17 protein-coding genes and 1 CRISPR repeat array (1 of these 18 running past the window's edge) are annotated in these 17,258 nt (G+C 54.5%); of the genes, 6 read left to right on the forward strand and 11 right to left on the reverse strand.

The genetic code is table 11. The features are described 5' to 3' along the window. Window positions 1-301: direct repeats of the CRISPR family, unit length 37 nt; unit sequence GTTTCAATCCCGTGCTGGGTTTTCAGGCTGTCTCGAC (it extends 2,009 nt beyond the left edge of the window). A gap of 115 nt (window positions 302-416) precedes the next feature. The 8 genes from cas2 to cas6 are packed head-to-tail and all read right to left on the reverse strand — an operon-like array spanning window position 417 to window position 9,110. Then, a complete protein-coding gene (gene cas2, locus NO889_RS00525; RefSeq protein ID WP_256410300.1) occupies window positions 417-689 on the reverse strand; it encodes a CRISPR-associated endonuclease Cas2 in 273 nt (90 codons plus the stop codon). Window positions 690-691: 2 nt separating this feature from the next. Then, the gene (gene cas1 / locus NO889_RS00530) at window positions 692-1,687 is read right to left on the reverse strand and encodes a CRISPR-associated endonuclease Cas1 (RefSeq protein WP_256410301.1); all 996 of its coding nucleotides are present in this window, start codon (window positions 1,685-1,687) and stop codon (window positions 692-694) included. Continuing rightward, window positions 1,684-2,277, reverse strand: coding sequence for a CRISPR-associated protein Cas4 (cas4, locus tag NO889_RS00535; RefSeq protein ID WP_256410302.1), 594 nt, complete (start codon window positions 2,275-2,277; stop codon window positions 1,684-1,686). The genes cas1 and cas4 overlap by 4 nt, the downstream gene beginning before the upstream one ends. After that, window positions 2,274-4,172 (reverse strand): type I-D CRISPR-associated helicase Cas3', encoded by a 1,899-nt coding sequence (gene cas3, locus NO889_RS00540; RefSeq protein WP_256410303.1) that lies wholly within the window; start codon window positions 4,170-4,172, stop codon window positions 2,274-2,276. Before cas3 ends, cas4 begins: the two co-directional genes overlap by 4 nt. After that, the gene (locus NO889_RS00545; protein WP_256410304.1) at window positions 4,169-4,873 is read right to left on the reverse strand and encodes a hypothetical protein; all 705 of its coding nucleotides are present in this window, start codon (window positions 4,871-4,873) and stop codon (window positions 4,169-4,171) included. Before NO889_RS00545 ends, cas3 begins: the two co-directional genes overlap by 4 nt. Next, window positions 4,866-5,807, reverse strand: coding sequence for a type I-D CRISPR-associated protein Cas7/Csc2 (gene cas7d, locus NO889_RS00550; RefSeq protein ID WP_256410305.1), 942 nt, complete (start codon window positions 5,805-5,807; stop codon window positions 4,866-4,868). The genes NO889_RS00545 and cas7d overlap by 8 nt, the downstream gene beginning before the upstream one ends. Before the next feature lie 7 nt (window positions 5,808-5,814). Further along, window positions 5,815-8,247, reverse strand: coding sequence for a hypothetical protein (locus NO889_RS00555; RefSeq protein ID WP_256410306.1), 2,433 nt, complete (start codon window positions 8,245-8,247; stop codon window positions 5,815-5,817). Next, entirely contained in the window at window positions 8,244-9,110 is an 867-nt protein-coding gene (cas6, locus tag NO889_RS00560) for a CRISPR system precrRNA processing endoribonuclease RAMP protein Cas6 (RefSeq protein ID WP_256410307.1), read from the reverse strand. Before cas6 ends, NO889_RS00555 begins: the two co-directional genes overlap by 4 nt. A 125-nt stretch (window positions 9,111-9,235) precedes the next feature. Between cas6 and csa3 the strand changes: the two genes are divergently transcribed. Continuing rightward, window positions 9,236-9,892, forward strand: coding sequence for a CRISPR-associated CARF protein Csa3 (csa3, locus tag NO889_RS00565; RefSeq protein WP_256410308.1), 657 nt, complete (start codon window positions 9,236-9,238; stop codon window positions 9,890-9,892). Window positions 9,893-10,125: 233 nt separating this feature from the next. Here csa3 and NO889_RS00570 read toward each other — a convergent pair whose 3' ends face one another. From NO889_RS00570 to NO889_RS00580, 3 genes are all read right to left on the reverse strand, one after another. Beyond that, window positions 10,126-11,148: a DUF7961 domain-containing protein gene (locus NO889_RS00570; RefSeq protein ID WP_256410309.1), complete on the reverse strand. Its 1,023-nt coding sequence runs from the start codon at window positions 11,146-11,148 to the stop codon at window positions 10,126-10,128. A 398-nt stretch (window positions 11,149-11,546) separates the two neighbouring features. Beyond that, entirely contained in the window at window positions 11,547-12,152 is a 606-nt protein-coding gene (locus tag NO889_RS00575; RefSeq protein ID WP_256410310.1) for a class I SAM-dependent methyltransferase, read from the reverse strand. 58 nt (window positions 12,153-12,210) lie between these two features. After that, entirely contained in the window at window positions 12,211-12,945 is a 735-nt protein-coding gene (locus NO889_RS00580) for a helix-turn-helix domain-containing protein (RefSeq protein ID WP_256410311.1), read from the reverse strand. 89 nt (window positions 12,946-13,034) lie between these two features. Here NO889_RS00580 and NO889_RS00585 point away from each other — a divergent pair, with 89 nt between their 5' ends. The 5 genes from NO889_RS00585 to NO889_RS00605 all read left to right on the forward strand — a co-directional run bounded on the left by NO889_RS00585 (window position 13,035) and on the right by NO889_RS00605 (window position 17,244). Continuing rightward, complete coding sequence (locus NO889_RS00585; RefSeq protein WP_256410312.1) at window positions 13,035-14,147, forward strand: MBL fold metallo-hydrolase; 1,113 nt, start codon at window positions 13,035-13,037, stop codon at window positions 14,145-14,147. A 2-nt stretch (window positions 14,148-14,149) separates the two neighbouring features. Next, window positions 14,150-15,439 (forward strand): MFS transporter, encoded by a 1,290-nt coding sequence (locus NO889_RS00590; RefSeq protein ID WP_256410627.1) that lies wholly within the window; start codon window positions 14,150-14,152, stop codon window positions 15,437-15,439. A 453-nt stretch (window positions 15,440-15,892) separates the two neighbouring features. Then, window positions 15,893-16,381 (forward strand): type II toxin-antitoxin system death-on-curing family toxin, encoded by a 489-nt coding sequence (locus tag NO889_RS00595; protein ID WP_256410313.1) that lies wholly within the window; start codon window positions 15,893-15,895, stop codon window positions 16,379-16,381. A gap of 25 nt (window positions 16,382-16,406) precedes the next feature. Further along, on the forward strand, window positions 16,407-16,547 hold the full coding sequence (locus tag NO889_RS00600; RefSeq protein WP_256410315.1) for a hypothetical protein: 141 nt from the start codon (window positions 16,407-16,409) through the stop codon (window positions 16,545-16,547). Window positions 16,548-16,884: 337 nt separating this feature from the next. Then, on the forward strand, window positions 16,885-17,244 hold the full coding sequence (locus tag NO889_RS00605; RefSeq protein ID WP_256410316.1) for a hypothetical protein: 360 nt from the start codon (window positions 16,885-16,887) through the stop codon (window positions 17,242-17,244). The last annotated feature ends 14 nt before the right edge of the window (window positions 17,245-17,258 follow it).

Here is a 17,258-nt window from a genome sequence, read left to right on the forward strand (position 1 = left end):
CGTCCATAAAGTCAGCTTTCACCGACGTTTCAATCCCGTGCTGGGTTTTCAGGCTGTCTCGACCGGCACGGACGACCCGAACGAGTCCCGGCTCGTCGTGTTTCAATCCCGTGCTGGGTTTTCAGGCTGTCTCGACGTTAGAAGGTTCTAAACTGGTAGTCGTGGCGAACCCGTTTCAATCCCGTGCTGGGTTTTCAGGCTGTCTCGACTCCGAAGCCTCATCAAAGAGGATAAACGCATTTTTCCCTTCTTCGCTAGCGTCAGGTTTCAATCCCGTGCTGGGTTTTCAGGCTGTCTCGACAGGGGGTGAAATTACGGCTATAGAGGTCAAAAAGGTTTCTCAACCCTCGAATTTCGACCCCGGTTACGTCGATGGGGGCTGTACAGGAACTTAATAAGGGTCCACGTAGCTCAACTCAGAGAACGTTGGACTGTTCGTCGGGCGGATCCGATCCGAGATCGGTCGTGTTGTCTTGACAGGACTCACATAGACGATAGATCCGGATGCGATCACCGTCGGACGGTTCGATATGCGATTCGAGATCGTCCTCAAGCTCGACACGTTCCGCCTTCGTCACGTCGACTTCGAAAACACTGTATTGCCGCCACGCGCCATACCGCTGGAGTGTTCGATACACTCGTCGGCGGTTCGCATCCTCACTCACGTCGTAGGCGATCGCCAAGCGCATAGTCATTTCGAGAACGTCAACGCGTGATACTCGTCCAGTTCACCAGTGATCGCTTTCCGCAACAGGATCGCTTGCTGCCGGACTGCCTTCCGTCGCGAAACAGTATACTCGAAGTACGGATGAGTGAACTCCTCCTGCATGAACTCGTCGAACTTCGAACAGTAGGTCTTGAACGCATCATCGGACAGATGGTTGTCCTGCGTGAACTGATCATGATCGATAACCCCCCGGTTCACCAACCGGGTAACGAACGCATCACAGAAGATCGGTCTGAACTCCTCCTGTAAGTCAAGCGCCAGTGAAGGACGACCGTGCCGGTCAGCGTGTAGGACGCCCAAGAACGGATCGAGGTTGTACTGTCTGAGCGCACTCATGACCTCGTTTTTCATGAACACGTAGGTCAACGAGAGCAGCGAATTGATGTGATCCTCCGGTGGTCGTTTCGTCCGCTTCTCGAAGGTCCAACCATCAGTCAGCGTCTCATCCAATCGACTAAAGTATCGCTCACCAGCCTCCCCCTCAACGCCCCGGAGATCGTCTTTCGTCTCGACGTTCGTCGCCCGAACACCGAGATCCTTGAGCACATCCGTTCCATACACACCCTTCCGCGAGAGCAACGTCCGAGCGTTCCGGATCTTGCCAGCGATCATCGACGCCGCGATATCCAACTCAGCCACCTCACCGAGTGCGTACTGGGCACGTCGAACCTCCGCAATCGTGTTCTTTTCGGGAACGAAACTTCCACGATACTTACCGTTCTGAGTGAAGTAATTCAGAATAATTCCGTGTTCGTTGGCCTCGGCTACGAACGGTGTCGAGAAGTTCACGCCACCGAAGACGTTGATCGTGTCGAGCTTTTCCGTCGGGAACGTAGCAAGTTCGCCTTCATCACCATCGACATCCCAGACCACGATGCGGCCGCCGTCGGTTCTGACCTGAGTGCCCTGTTTGGTGACGTAGACGACCGACTCATCAAACATCCCCTCCGTGGCCTTCATACCTCACCCTCCCAACCCGTACCACGGGCTTTCTTAGGCTCCAAAATAGCCGTCTCCTCGGGCATACAGTACTCCCGTGCCGAACACGCCTCGCACTTCGAGGGGTTATCCGTGAGTGGCGGGATACCATCGACGGTCATCGATCGCATCGTCTCTATCTGATCTCGAACTGTTTCTCGATGAGATTCAGTTATCGGAATGTGCATTCGCTGATCCGTTTCGTAGAGATATATCGCACCTTGCCGCACAGGCTCATCGAGATGTTCTTCGAGTAGCATACAGTAGCCAGCCAACTGTACTTCATCACTTTTGTAGTAATCACCACTCTCCGCACGTTTTCGCTCAATCGGAATGATCTGCCCGTCCGTAGAATCGAGAATATCGATCTTTCCCTTCAATCCGATCTCTTCGGATTCGAGATAGAGTTCGTTAACCCAATCACCTCGTGTTGATTGGTTTTCGTGCTTCGTCTTGCCTTCAACTCGTTCGTAGTTCCGGCCTTGTGTGTCGTAGAAATGTAAGTACCAATACCGACGTTGACAGTATGAAAATTGATTGAGATCCGCGACATTGATCAGGTCATCAGTCATATTTGACGCGCTTGGACATCGATTTCCGGAGGACCATTTGTGTCGCTGTCAATCTCGATATCGTACTCGGAAGTCGTTATCCGAGATGGAATAATCGCATCGACGATGCGGATGATCTCGAAAAAGCGGTGTAACAACTCTGTCGATACCGAGAACTCCTCGTTCAAATCAGCTTGATCGATGTGCCGATGGATCTTCGTTTGGAGTAATCGCTCTATCTCAGTCGTCGACTGATCGTACTTAGTCGGCTCTGTCTCATATGCTGGGAGACGTGCCGTTACGGTAGAGAGAATATCGTCGTCTGACAATCCTAAAACCAGAGTATCATCGTCATCAACGTCCACAATGTCGTAATTCCGAAGTGTCGTTGAGAGGTCATAGGTTGTGACACCACGTTGATCTCCACGAGGATATTTTATCGATGACGACAACGACCGTCCTCGGAGACCTCGGAAGGTTTTGAAACACTCTTTGGTAAACTCAAGTAGTTTCGCTTCGGGACTGTTCTGCTGGTATTTTCCAGGACCGAATCCATCTTTTATTTCCTCATACTCGGCGTTGACTGCTTGAATAAATCCGTACCACTGATCGTATTTGTCGATATTTGTCTCGAAATCTTCGCGCAATTCCTGATTGAACCAGCTTGAACTCTCCTCACGTTCGGCAATCGCATAGGCAGCTCGAAAGCCGACAAGATCAGCTAATCGATTCTGATTCATCTGCGTTGATTCTAATCCCTCATAGACCTGTTCAGCAAAGGTGGGAAAGTCGACGTCCTCACCCCACGGGCCTTGTCCAAGGCCGTAGATATCGACGGTTGCTTCCGACTGACGGCCGGCACGACCGAACCGCTGGAGAAACGCGCTCGCGGTGAATGGTTTCTCCATATACAGTGTCGTTATGTCATAATCAAGTCCGACTTCACCCTTACTGGTTGTATTGAGAATATAGAAATCCGTTTCATCGAGATCAACCGCTTCGTCATTCGTGTCAAACCCGTTGTCCTTAGCGGTGTGCTCGAAGACGGTTGGGTACTCACGGTAGAGGAAATCGTGAAAGTCGTTGCTGTCTTTTGCGCTATTGAACACCAAGACTATTTGTGGCTCATCGTAGTCCTCGACTGCGTCGATTTTGTCCTGTAGTTCTGAGGCGATCTCGTCTCGGCAATCGATGATCTTCCTGTCCTCGTGCCTCCGTACGAACATACGATGCCGGAATTGATCGCCGTCTGAATCGTACTCGCTATCGATATCTCGAACTGTCATCCCGATACGTTCACGCAGAAAGCGTACAAACTCTTCGTTTGGGGTCGCAGATGCGAGGAGTATCTTTGGGTCCGGCTGACGTTCCTCTATGATTTTGATCTGTAACAAGAGGCCACTTGCTGAAAGAGCGCCATAGAAATGGAATTCGTCGTAGACTATTGCATCGAATTTATTGAAAAATCGCATCGGATCACTCCCGAGATACATGTCCTGAATAGCTGCCTGAAGGATATCGGGATTAGTCAGCACCGCATCGTAATCGGTTGCGTACTTATTGACGAAACTAAGCAACTGCTCTGTCCGTTCGTGTCCATGTCCGTCCAACGTATTCGCGTTGAGAACAGCGACATCAACATCGTCGTCTTCAAATCGCTCTCGTTGTTGTCGGAGGAGGGCGTTTGTCGGGTAGACGAGAAGAGTCATATCACGCGACTCAATGAGTTCATAGAAAGTTGCTGTCTTACCCGCTCCTGTGGGAGCACGGACGACCGAAACTGGATCTTTCCCGTGCTGAATCCATTCGATGACCCTGTTTTGGAACGCACGAGCGTATTCGAAGCCACGCTCTTCAAGCGGTGGCTGAGGTGGCTCTGTCGCCAAACTCGCACCGTCAACCTCGAATCCAGTCATTCGAGAACCTCCGGAAGCACTTGTTTACGAGTAAATTCAGGATCGACACCAACGAAATGTTGTAACCGCGGATCGTTACCACGATTAAATGCTTGACTGCGTTCAACCATTTCGGTAAGCAACTCATCAGAAAGCTCGTACACTTCCGAAAGCAGGTATTTGTTGAGGACAAGCGTATCCAGTTCGGTGGGTTCAGCACGAAACTCTCCTGTTTGCTTGATCCCCATGCGGAAGAACGGATGCTCTGGAAGTTCCATCTCGCCCCAGATGGTGAATTCGAATTTCGATCCGGGAGAGATCCCAATGTAGTTTCGAATCGTCTGGTACGCAGCACCTGATCTTTCGAGGATTTCTGGAACAGACTTGCTTCCGGAGATCTGACCAGCGACATCGGGGTCGTTCGTTGTAAAATGCCGTTCAGATCGGTAATCGGTACTGCGGAACGTTCGTTCGTCGGTGTCCACAGCTATTGGACGCATATCCGTGACGAAGAACGGTAGTTCCCTGAGATGTGAGTAATCAGCCGTCGTCGCTTCGTCACCGAACTCCGCATACCGTTTTTCCAGTTCGAAGTAGCGGTAGCCGAGTGCGTACATGAGTGCTGTCGACGAGAGAGTCGGCTGTGTCCGTATTGCGCGCCCCTCCGAACTGGAGTAAAAAAGCGGCGCGTACAACGTTGCCTCGAAGGTCTGTTCAATCATCGTCGATGAAGATGTCTGTAGCTGCCTCCATTAGATCTGTAAACTCCTCTCGGAGTATTTCGTCAGCATCGGTTACTTCCCGACTGGCAACTGCTTCCAATCGTTCAAACCAGTCCGGGAACGGATCAGCACCATCGAATTCACCATAGACCTCCCAATCCGTACGCTGGACCGTCGAAATATAATCCCCAATACTCGCTTCGAGATTGTCTCCTTCGTCATGGAACTCAAGTAGAAGTTCACCAGTCGACAGAGACGTATCATGGTTCCCGAGAATGACACCGAGAATCTCGTTTCGAATATTCCGTCCTGTCCGTGTTTCACGAGCTCCGTACTTCCCGGTATTGAGGATGTTATGAAGCGTGTAGAGTAGCATCGGACCGGTCGCCGCTTCGAGAGTGATGAAATGAACGAGATCGTTTCCGGGCTGTACCTTCACGAAGTCGAACAAAGCCTCGGATTGGTTGCCTTCATCATCTCTCATCGTTCCCGATTCGTAGACAGCATTCCGGGTTTCCTTATTCATTAGGTCGTACTCCTCGGTCGTGTACGTGTAGCCTTCCACAACTCGTGATTTGATGGCGAAGTCCTGGTCCCCAGTTCCTGCCAGCCCGTAGGTTAGGGTTCCAACGTTCAGCGAACTTTCGAGATCCGTGGGTTCGTTGTACGCGTAGTCATCATCAACGAAGTCGTCATCAAGCTCTCTGAGTAGCGAAAGACCAGTCAACCGTTCCTTGCTGGTGAATTTCTCGCCGTTGACCTGTGCGTGTAGCTTGTCGCCGAATTCCTGTGTTTCAGCACGGTCGTGACTGGAGTTGCGGAACAGAGTCGGCTCTGTTACGTTTCGTTTGACGACGAGTGTGACCGAGGGCTTTCGCTTACGGTAGATGTCGAACGATTCTTCGAGGCCTGTTGGTGGGTATTGGAGTGTCATTGTCGGATTATAGTGATTGCTCGTATGCGTAGTAGTACGAGTTGACCAGTGCGTTCTCCCAGTCGGAGAGCTTCTTGAGGTCGTACAGATCGTTTTCGACGAGGTATTCGCGGATCGCCTCAACGAAGGCTTTGGCCTGTTCAGGCGTTGCGTGTCCCGCGTAATCTTCTCGATCAGCAGCGGCGTACACCTGGCTCTCGACGTACTCAATAAGCCGGTCATCATCCATCTGCTGGTTCTTTCCGCTGAGGAAGGCATCGAGTGCCTCGCGGAATATTTTTGTTTTCTTATACTTGCTGTCGAACTGTTTACCGAAGAGGTCGATACCTCGTTCGGCGACGGTTTTCATTTCCATGAATTCGGTTTCATGATAGTTTTCGAAGTACTCTTTGAGGTCTGTCAGCCTGACTGCGTGGTCGTGGTTGACAACCGCGAAGTTCGCAATGCTGTGGAACGTGTCACGGTCGAGTTGGAGGTACGGATTGCTCATACCAGCATCCTGTCCGACCATGCTCATGAGTTTGAACAGCTGGAGTGCGCGCCGAAGGTGGGAATCGGTTCGGTCGTTCTCAATGAACGACGGTAGTGGCCCAAACCGTTCGGCTTCATCCAGCCCGAGGAGTTCTTGTGGTCGGGTGGTCTCCTCGTCAGCGAAGACCGCATCCGCGCTTTCAAAGCGCGTGAACGGCCGTCCGATGACCACCTTCATCCCTGATTCCTGGGCGGCTCGCATCACCTGCCGAACCACCGCCATACGGTGGTTTTCGTCCAGCACGTAAACCGGCTGGAGGAAGTACTGCGGTTGGATGAGACTGTTTGCTATCTCCGGATCGTCCAGTTCATCTCCATCTCCCTGAACGATATTCCCAACGCGGTTACTCCGTAGTCGAACATCGCCGAGGAAATCATCGAAATAGAAGTAGGCGATCTCAAGACTGTTGTTGGTACTTACATCGTACTGCTCACAGATAGAGGAGAGAAGTGCATATTCGAGGTTACAGACTTCACAAATGGATTTGTATTTCGCGTGAGGTGGAACACGGCGTGAGTATTCCTGTGTCCGGTAGACAGCACTCAATCCTTTCTGGTATTTAGTGTCCGCCTGTGCCCCACAGAGGAAACACATCTCATCCTTCGAACCGAGAGCCGGAGCGATCCGTCCCTCGAAGAGGCGGTCTACGACAGCCCCGATCGCGTCGATCTCAGGTTCAAGATCATCATGGAGAGAGTGCTGTACTTCATCACGCAAAATTTCCAAATCAGATCTGTAGTCTTCATAATTCTCACAAAGATGTGCGAGAAATTGTACCTTCACTTTCTGTCCTTTGGTGCTTTTTCCCCCTTCGATGGAATCATACACCTCATTGAATGTGGTAGTTAGCCTCTCTGTGGGGTATTCCTTCCACCCATTCTCATATATCGCTTTGATTAGTACTGGAAGGTATTCCTCAAATCCATCTGGAACGCGCTCAAAAGAATCATCTCGGCCAGAGCCGGATTTGAGTAGATTCTTCGCTTTTTGTCGGATATTCTCCTCTTTTCTCTCTACAGGTATTGCAATTTCTTCAAGGATATCATAATCAAATGAATTCCAAGTGAGCTTACACTCGAACTGAAACGTACTGATCTGATCTGGAACACGTTCGGCAACGGCTTCTTTCAATGTTGATCGGTCAATAGGTTCGCCGAGATAGACGATTGAATCTGGAGAGCTACCGACGATGACACCGTAAGTATGATCCCCGATTTCACCTGCAATGACTTCTTTTGCCGTCCCCAGTAGTGTATCGTTCAAAATCGGTTGTTCAAGTCGAGTGAACTCGATACGCTGAACATCTTCAGTACTCATTAAGGTGCTGAGCTGATCATGGACACCTTCAACACCCTGTTTGAGCGCGACAGAGGCAGTACTATCCCCGATTCGGCAGTAGCGTTCTAATCCGTTGAATGAAGTGGCAACTCCTCGTGTCTCGGTACTGTTTTCTCTCGTTTCAGTCCGTTGTACGAGATACTGTAGATCGTCTCGGTAACCTTCACCGAGGAAGTCTTCTATGCCGAACGGGTCACCGTCTCGGTCTTCTCCATCTTTGTCCGGTCCCGGATCAAAATACCAGTTGAACGCTTCGCTGGTGTTGCCCTCGACATCGATGCCGTAAGCTTCGCGTACAAATTTATCCGTATCATGGAGAGCAAGTGCGGCAGCGAGAACCTGTACATCCTCGCCGTAATCTTCATACAAGTCTTCGTCCTCTCCCACAGCTTCGTAGACAAATGCGTTCACACCAACCGTGACCGCGTTCAGTATATGCGCCGCCAGAGAACAGTTCGCGGAGGAATCGACTTTCGCATCATACTGTCCAGCCGCATCAATGACGTTCGCATAGAGATCTGTACTCCCAACGATCGTTTCATGCGCGTCACGAGCAGCATCCGGATTCATTGATCAGTCACCTCTGTAGTAATATCACCACATCCGCGAGCAACGGCACTTCCGACACCTGAGTACTCACCGAATAACGCGAGTGCGGTCACCGCGTTCTGTACGGAGTCACTTGCGTCTTTGAACGCGTACTCACAGGTACCTGAAAATCCCTGTCGAAATATCGGACGGGCGTTCCCGTCGCTGTCGTCGACACGGTTCACGAGCACGCTGTGAGTCCGATAGCTTCGGGCATCGGGTTTCTCGATCACCGACGCGGCCAATGTCTCGCGATCGATGTCGAGTTCCAGCTCATCCGGAGCCGTCTTGTTCCACTTGCCGAGCAAGCTCGAAAACACAGCCGTCCGAGTCGGGAACATCGTTGTCACCGAGCCAGCCTCCTCGATACACGTCGCCGTCCGAAACTCGATCTCGACGCTCGGGTCATCGTGAGCCGCCGCCTCCGAGAGCAACGTCTCATGGGACGTGTTTTCACTCTCGAACGAATCGATGTGGAGCCGGCCGTGCGTCAGTTCAAGTGGTTCGTCGGCGAGAACCAACGCCGAGACGAGTCCCTCGAAGATCGCCTCATCCTCGGGATCGGTGATGCCGAGCGCAAGCCTGTACTCGCTATCGGGGAGTACGCGTTTGTGGTGAGAACGGTTGCCCTCGCCGAACGGTCCCTGAAGCCCGCTGTTGTGAAGGCTTCCGATCTCCGAGTCGTGGACACGGGCACTGACGTCTTCGTCCGCCGACTCCAACAGGGCCAACAGCGCGCTGTAAACCGAATAGCCGTCGGACTGTGGTACGTCGAATCGCTCGTCGGAATGGAGCGATAATTCGACCTGTCGAAGACGGCTCGCCGATTCCGAATGGGTTTCCATGTGATCGACACCGAGAAATTGCGATCAACTATCATAAAACCAGCGACCTATCGGATCTGGAACTGTTAGGACACGATTACAGGATACTGCAACGTTATACGTCTACGATCAGACGTGATCGACGAATGACTACGTACGTCTCGCCGATAGGGTTCAACACGACCAGTGTGACGCGGACGTTACTTGACTACGGTATCGACGGCGAGGATACGGTTATACTGGTCCGACCTGCCACTGAGACAGACGACAACCGGGCTGCCGAGGCTGTTTCAGATGTCGAGCGACTATTGCAAGAGATCGAACCGCAGATCTCGGTTACTGTCCGTCGGATCCCCCACGATGATTTTGAGACTGCGGTCATGAACTGTAGTGAATTGATTCGGACAGCCACGGGAAGGGTCGTTGTAAGTCTCAGTGGCGGCGCTCGTGACGTGTTGCTTCCGTTGACGGTTGCGACGATGGCTCATCATGGTGAGATCGAATCAACGTTGGGATACAGCGATATCGACGGTCAGGTCCGTGAGTGGATGCTCCCAAATATTACGGTTACGCCATCAGATGGAGCCCATCAGACCCTTGCGGTGATCGGAAATCATGATTCCGAGATATCGATACCAAATCTCACGAAGCGATCGGGATCCGCGAAAAGTACGATCACGAGACATGTGAACGTACTTGAGGAGGATAGATTGGTTACAGCACGAATCAAAGACCGAGTTAAGTACGTCTCGATTACATTTACTGGTCAACTCTTCCTTGTAACAAATGAAAAACCAGATTAGTCTGAGATATTTGAATACGTATGTTTAAAACAATCATTCGTCCGTCTCCTCAATTTTGACCTGGATCGAACGATCTGGAACCTGGGGATAGTATTGGGACGCTCACGGACACCGAGAACATACATGACTGAATCCGGTCACGACAGCTAACCCTACAAGTCGGTGATTCTCATATAAAATCTGATATTTTCTGACTACACTGCCGAGAGTATCAGCGCACTACGGCGATTGGATCAGTATTTGCTCGAGAAATCTAGCTCCGAATATTCGTACGTGTAACACTTGATCCCGTTCTCCTCACAGTGCTTCGCAAGCTCTCCCGGCGAGACGTTCTCCTCCTCGAAATCAGCCAAGAACGCGACTACCACGTTGTCATCGCCACGCTCCTCGGAGCCTTCCACCACGACGGCCGTGTTCGGATCGTTGTGGCTGGTCTTGAGTACCCGGTCCCCCGGCACATACGGGTTCTCCGCGAACGCGAGATTCTCGTGTTTGTACGTCCAGAGCTTGATGTCCTGGTCGTCACAGTACGACGCGAGGATCGCTGGGTGGTAGTCCCGCCACGCACCCGGCCCTTCATCGAGCGAACTCGGGAACGCGACCCGCACCGCTTCCCCGTCCATTTCGTGTCCGAACGCCCCGGTGTTCTGCTCCGGCGGTAACACCTCGACGACGATCCCCACCGACGGCTCCGCGTCGCCGGCCTTCACCACTCGATCCCCCGGTGAGAACGGATTCTCCGGCTTCTGATTCATGTGGGCGGTATTAGGCCCGAGGTCGAGCAACTCGTTCATCGGTCGTGCCGCGAGGTGGTCGAGTTTCTCCGGAGAGTCCCCGGAGAAGGCCGCCTCCGTTTCGACCTTCGACTTCAGGGTCTCGAGGCGCTCCCACCCGAGTAGCATCAGACTGTCCTCGTTGTCCCGGTGCCAGACCATCACCACGATGTCGTCGTCGGGGTCCCGCTCAACCAAGGACTCGGGAAGAAAGGCAGAGACGTCCCGTGAGGACTTCACATCGACCGTGTAGTCGAACACCTCGAAGTCATATCCGGAGAAACTCTCGGAGTTACACCGCCGGATCGCCTCCTCGTTTTCCCACTCCCACATCTCGACGGGGAGGTACTCGCGACAGAACTGCTCGAACGCGAGCTCGCCGAGGTTGCCGATCCGCTTGACGTCCAGATCGTCGGCTCCCTGAATGACCGCTTGGTGGTGGGCTCGCTCGTGATCGATCTCGTCCGGAATGAACCGGTACATTACTTGAGTATTAGACACCGGATAAATATACGTTCAGTACGAGATATCAAATTAAAGAACGAGAGGAGAAGAAGCGTTGCGATCTCGTCCCCCAACGATAGCGATCGGTCGTTCGTGGGACGCCGAAGCCAGACTGCCCTGGCACGAGGAAACGGCCGACCACCCAAAGGACGTTACCACAACTCCGTCACGTGTATTTCACGAACCGCACGACGGCGACGATCACCCGCCACGCTGCGTGACGAACGCAAATTCGTCACTGCGGTTCGTCTTATATACACCCGGCCGCCGTCCTGTCAATTCATCCCCTCAGAAAACGTGACAGGCGCGACGAGCGCTGATTCGACTGTCGAACGACGAGACCGTTCAGGCGTGAGGCGGTCGAATTCGGGCTGTGGTCAGCCGGGTGGGGTCCCAACTATCGCTGAGATGGCGGCAGTCGTCGGATCGGAACTCTCGAAGACTTCCCTGTCGGAGATACCCAAAAAGAACTCTTGCTCGCCATCGACGTGTTCCAATATCGTTTCGGTCAGCGTCTCGGAATCTCGGTGGATCATCCGCTGGAAATAGGACCCCTCTCGCTGTAGGTTCGATTGTACGTACTCGGAGCGTGTGTTCAACACGAGTGTCACGAGGGTTCCCTCGGAAGCGAGGACGCGGGTCGCCTCGGAAAGTGCTGAATCGACATCGGGAATGAATTCGAGTGTTGAAACGAAGACGACAGTATCGACCGACGCCGTTGCAATGGGAAGTGCGGTCGCATCACCGAGAACGATCGGTACAGCAACTCGGTCTCGGGCTGCTTGAACCATCTCCTCCGAGCGATCTAACCCGAGTATGTCGTACTCTGGAAAGCGCTCTTCGAGTGAACCGATTCCGCATCCTACGTTCAGAATCCGGTCATCTCCGGTGACGTGCTGTTTGACGTAGGCGGCCTCTCGATCCATGATCGTAGTCCCAAACTCGGTCTCACAGAATCGAATGAAACTCTGGACGTCGGTCATCTTAGTGGGAGAGTTGTGTTGAATAACGTAAATCGTTGTCTGGAGGACCGATGACGGACTAGTCGGCGGCTCGTTCGGTCCGTCGAGTCTTCTCTACTTGTAGCGGATCGCCTGTCGATGTCGCGGTAACCAGTCGCAGGAACTGTCCCGCGTTCGTGAGGAGTTTATTCTCTGCTTTCCGGAGGTGTTCTTCGTACGTCGAACGAGCGACTGCCGTCTGATCCGCCAGATCCCGGAGCGAGGTGTTCCGCGGTTGCTCGTAGTACCCACGTTCCAGTGCTAGCTGGAGTGCTGCTAACTGCCGGTCAGTGACGTTCTCGAACAGTTGATTTGCCGGGGCCAACATACTGTGCGGAATCTGCTTCTCCGAAATCGACGTTTTCGAGAGCAGTTCGATCTCCCGATCGGAGCGAAGATCGCCGAGCAGCTCTCGGATGTCTTCGCCGTCGAACGCGACTACCGTGTAGTGCTCCCAGCCTTGGCGGTAGATCGTCGGCGACTGATACAGGCAGTTGTGTTTCTCGAAGCGGTCGATAATCGACTGTTCGAGTGAACAGAGACACGACTGTGTGACGACGTGATACCCGTCGTCATTCCTCGACTCGTGTAGAACGGTTCCGAGGTGGTCGATATCGTCACGCAGCTCGTCGGTCGGAGTCGTCTCTGAGGTGATTTCCAGCACCTGGCAGTCGCTCAGCGGCCACTCACGGACGGTCAAGTCCGGATGTCGTTCCGAAATCTCTCGGTACGGACACTCGTGTTTAACCCGAATCGAGGCCTCGTACAAGCTCATACCGATCGTTTTGAGCTAGTCAAAATTAACAGTGCCGGTCATGTCCGGCAGTATTCATATACAAGTATACCTCCGATCCACAAACACCGATGCAAGAGATCTCGCCGGAAAAACTCAGTGAGCAGTTACGAACTGGCGACGGCAAGCCACTCGTCCTCGATATTCGCCACCGAGAAGACTTCGAGGAGTGGCATATTCCGGGTAGTATCAACGTCGACGTCTACGACGAATTAACTGACAACCCTGAACAAGCCAAGGGACCGCTTTCGGACCTCCCCCGTGAAGAGGCGATCGTTACTGTCTGTGCCGCGGGTGTCGTCTCGGAGACCGCGACGGAAGCGCTCCGAGAGCTGGACTACGACGCGGTGACGCTCACGGACGGAATGAACGGCTGGAGCCGCGTACACCGACACGCGGAAGTATCGGCGGATCTCGATGGCACGCTCATTCAGGTCGCCCGTCCGGGGAAGGGATGCCTCTCACACGTCCTCGTCTCAGACGGCGAAGCCGCAGTCTTCGACCCCTCACACTATCTCGATGAGTACGATGCGATTCTGGATGAGCACGACGCCGACCTCGTCGGTGTCTTCGACACCCACGCCCACGCGGACCACGTCTCGGGTGCTGCGGAACTCGCAGGTCGTCACGGCGTCCCGTACTATCTCCATCCGAAGGATGCGCTTGCCATCGACGCGACGCCGGTTGAGGATGGACAGACTCTCACGGTCGGCAGTCTCGATATTGCGGTCATTCACACACCGGGACACAGCGAAGGGAGCGTCTCGTTCGACATCGACGGAACAGCGTTGATCACGGGTGATACGCTCTTCCACGAGAGCGTCGGGCGTGTCGAGCTCGGCGTCGAAGCCGGTATCGAAGACTCCGACGTCGAACAGAATGCTGCGACGCTTTACGAGAGTCTTCAGCGGCTGCTGAACGGGCCAGACGATGCGGTTGTGCTGCCTGCACACGATCCCGGCTCGCCTGAACCGCCGGTGACTGCGACCCTCGCTGAGGTAAAAGAACGGAATACGGATCTCGGCCGCGACCGCGACGAGTTCGTCGAAGAACTCGCGTCGGACATCCCGGATCATCCCCCGAATTTCGAGCGGGTCAAGCGAACGAACGTCGGTCGAGAGTCGGTTCCTACCGACGAGTTGGCTGAACTGGAGCTGGGTCCCAACAACTGCGCTGCCGAATGAACATGAGTACGGGAACTGAAATCAGACAGGGAATCCGCGAGCACCTCGGGCAGTTCTCGCTACACGTCCTGCTGGTGTTCGCCACCGGATTGACCATTGGGTCCGAACGGACCGTCGTCCCCGTTCTGGGAGAGGAGGTCCTCGGCGTCACGTCGTTCCTCGTTATCGGTTCGTTCGTCGTCTCGTTCGGGATCGTGAAGTCGATCCTCAATCTCTTTGCCGGCAAATGGGGCGAGGAGTACGGCCGGAAGCCAGTTCTCGTCGCCGGATGGGCGACGGCACTCCCCCTACCGATCATCCTCATCTTCGCTCCGAGTTGGGGGTGGATCACGGTCGGAAACGTCCTGCTGGGTATCAATCAAGCGTTGACGTGGAGTATGGCGATCAACGCGAAGATCGACCTCGCAGGACCCGACCAGCGCGGCCTCGCGGTCGGCATCGACGAGTCGTTCGGCTACACTGGTGTCGCCGTCGGTGCGTGGCTCACTGGCGTCATCGCCGGGCAGTGGAGTCTCCGGCCCGAACCGTTCTACTTCCTCGCAATAGTCGTCGTGCTGGCGTTCCTCATCTCGATCTTCCTGATCAAGGAAACCGTCCAGTACGCCCAAGCCGAAGGTGACGACGACCACCGCGACGCGAACTTGCCGTTCAACGAGGTGGTGAAGCGAGCGACCTACGGCGACAGAACGCTGTTCGCTGCGGCGCAGGCCGGCCACATCGAGAACTTCGTGGACACGTTGTTCTGGATCGCCGTCCCGCTGTATCTGGTAAGCCAGGGCCTCGATATCGCGGCCGTCGGTGTCGTCGTCGGCGTCCACAGCGCGATGTACTTCCTCCAGATTGCGACCGGTGGGCTCGCTGACCGTATTGGCCGCCGACCACCCGTCATCTGGGGGATGTTCCTCGCGGGAGCCGGCGTCCTCGGGATGGTACTCGTTGAGGGGTATCTCGCGTGGGCCGTCTTGGCCGCTGTCTCCGGTCTGGGTATGGCGTTACTGTATCCGAACCTGATGACTGTGCCGAGCGACGCCGCTCACCCGACGTGGCGGTCAGCGGGTATGGGTGTCTATCGAATGTGGCGTGACTCCGGCTACGCCGTCGGTGCGATCCTGATCGGGCTTTCGATGGAGTTCGTCAGCGCCGAGGCCGCATTCTACATGACTGCAGTTCTCATGTTCATCTCCGGCGCGATCGTGTACGTCTGGATGGAAGAGACTCACCCGGACTTCGGGACACACGAGCCGCCCGCCCCTGCGACGGAGCAACCAACCAAAACGGTTCCTCAAGACTAGTGTAGTATATACGCAGGCGCGTTCGCTCGGCTAATTCAAGGATTAGATGAAGAACACGTCTCGGTTCCCGTGCTGGCTATACTCTGGATACGGTAGTTGGATCTTGGTCGGATATGAAGCGATCCCTCCGACCACCTGCGGAGGATACGTCAATCGAAATTGGTTCTCTCTACTGGATCCAGTTCGGCTGTACACGAATCCCGCCGAGACACCCGTGGACGATCGCCCGTCGAACGAAAGCACGCATCTCGGAGTATCACCGTATCTACCCCGTCGCAGTCTTGCGATGAGAACGATAGGGGCGCGACGGGCGCTGGTCCAACTGTCGAACGACGAGACGGTTCAGGCGTGAGGCGGTCGAAATCGGCGTCCCGAAAACGGGGAGTTCTGACACCCTCACCCGACCTCATCCATAGCAACACCTACACTGGCGGAGCATCGAGGTCGGAACGAATGGCCGACTCGCTGTGGTACCCGTCCGTCGAAGACGTCATCGCCATCCACGGCGACGTCGTCGCGGAGTACCTCGATACTCCCGCCGGTGTTCGGAACCGTGGCGACATCGAATTCGCGGTCAACTACATCGAAGAGGGCAGTTTCGGTTCCGCACCGGACACCATCCACGAGAAGGCGTATCACCTCCTCCGGCTCCTCGTCGCCACCCACCCGTTCGTCGATGCGAACAAACGGACTGCACTCAACGTGACGGTCGTCTTCTACTTCCTTAACCGGTATCGGTTCAAATACGACAACGAAATCAGAACGATTCTGAAACGGTTCGGGACTGACGAGGTGGCCGTCGATGAGGAGGACACCACTGAGTATCTGCGATCCCACACCGAGGAACTGGATCTGGCCGGTGAGATCGAGGAACGGCGAGAGGAGCTCGTCCGGTACGGGCTCGACCGGCTGACCGGCGATTCCGTGGACCCGAACGATTAACGGCCCTCGAAGCGTCCGTTCAGACATGGACACCGAAGAAGGCGCAGAAACGACCTCTCCGCTTGACGACGTGATGGAGGACATCCGGCGGGAACTGGTTCGGCGGGTCGCGGCGGACGACCGAGATGCGAACCGAGAGGTCTACGACGCCCTCGAAGACGAATAATCGGAACTGCTGCAATTCGCCGAGTTGACTGCCCTCTACAGATCTAATCGCTCGGTGCAGGCCGTGTAGTTAGCACAACGGCACTCCGTCTTACCGAGAACTGTCACAAACAGCGTTCTCGGTCCAGACGGAATATCCGCTGCCCGGTACCCCCAACTGCGCTGGTCGAGTTGCTCAGCCGCACGAACGAGCCGTGAGACGGTACGTGAACAAAATGACTATGAGCGCTCGATGAACAGTGGTCATCATGCGCCGTCGTGCCCTCCTCTCGGCCGCTGTTGGCGTGACCGTAGGTAGCGTGGGGTGCCTCGCATCGATACGCGATTCCAACCGCCAGATGGCCCAGCTCGGCTGGTTCGGCGTCCATAACGTCGATCCAGAGTCCAGCCATACCTTCACGCTCATTGTTGAGAGAGATGGCAATGTCGTTCACGAATCATCGCATGAAGTCGATACAGCAGAAGACCATGACCCCGGCGTAGCAAGTGATGGTGCCGTCGCTGAGTGCACGTGGGGGGGCACTGCCGGTGATTACTCAGTTCGTGTTCGTAGGAACGGAGAAGAAGAGACCGAGAGATCAATCAGCGCGTTTGCGGCAGAAAGAGGAGCTAACTGCGTGGTTGCGGACGCCGAATATCAAAACTACGATGCCACCTCTGAGTTCCTCGACGGGAAGGCCTGTCCATTTCCCTTCTAGAAGCCTGTGACAAC

The organism is Halorubrum rubrum (assembly GCF_024494685.1).
Classification (GTDB): Archaea; Halobacteriota; Halobacteria; order Halobacteriales; family Haloferacaceae; genus Halorubrum; species Halorubrum rubrum.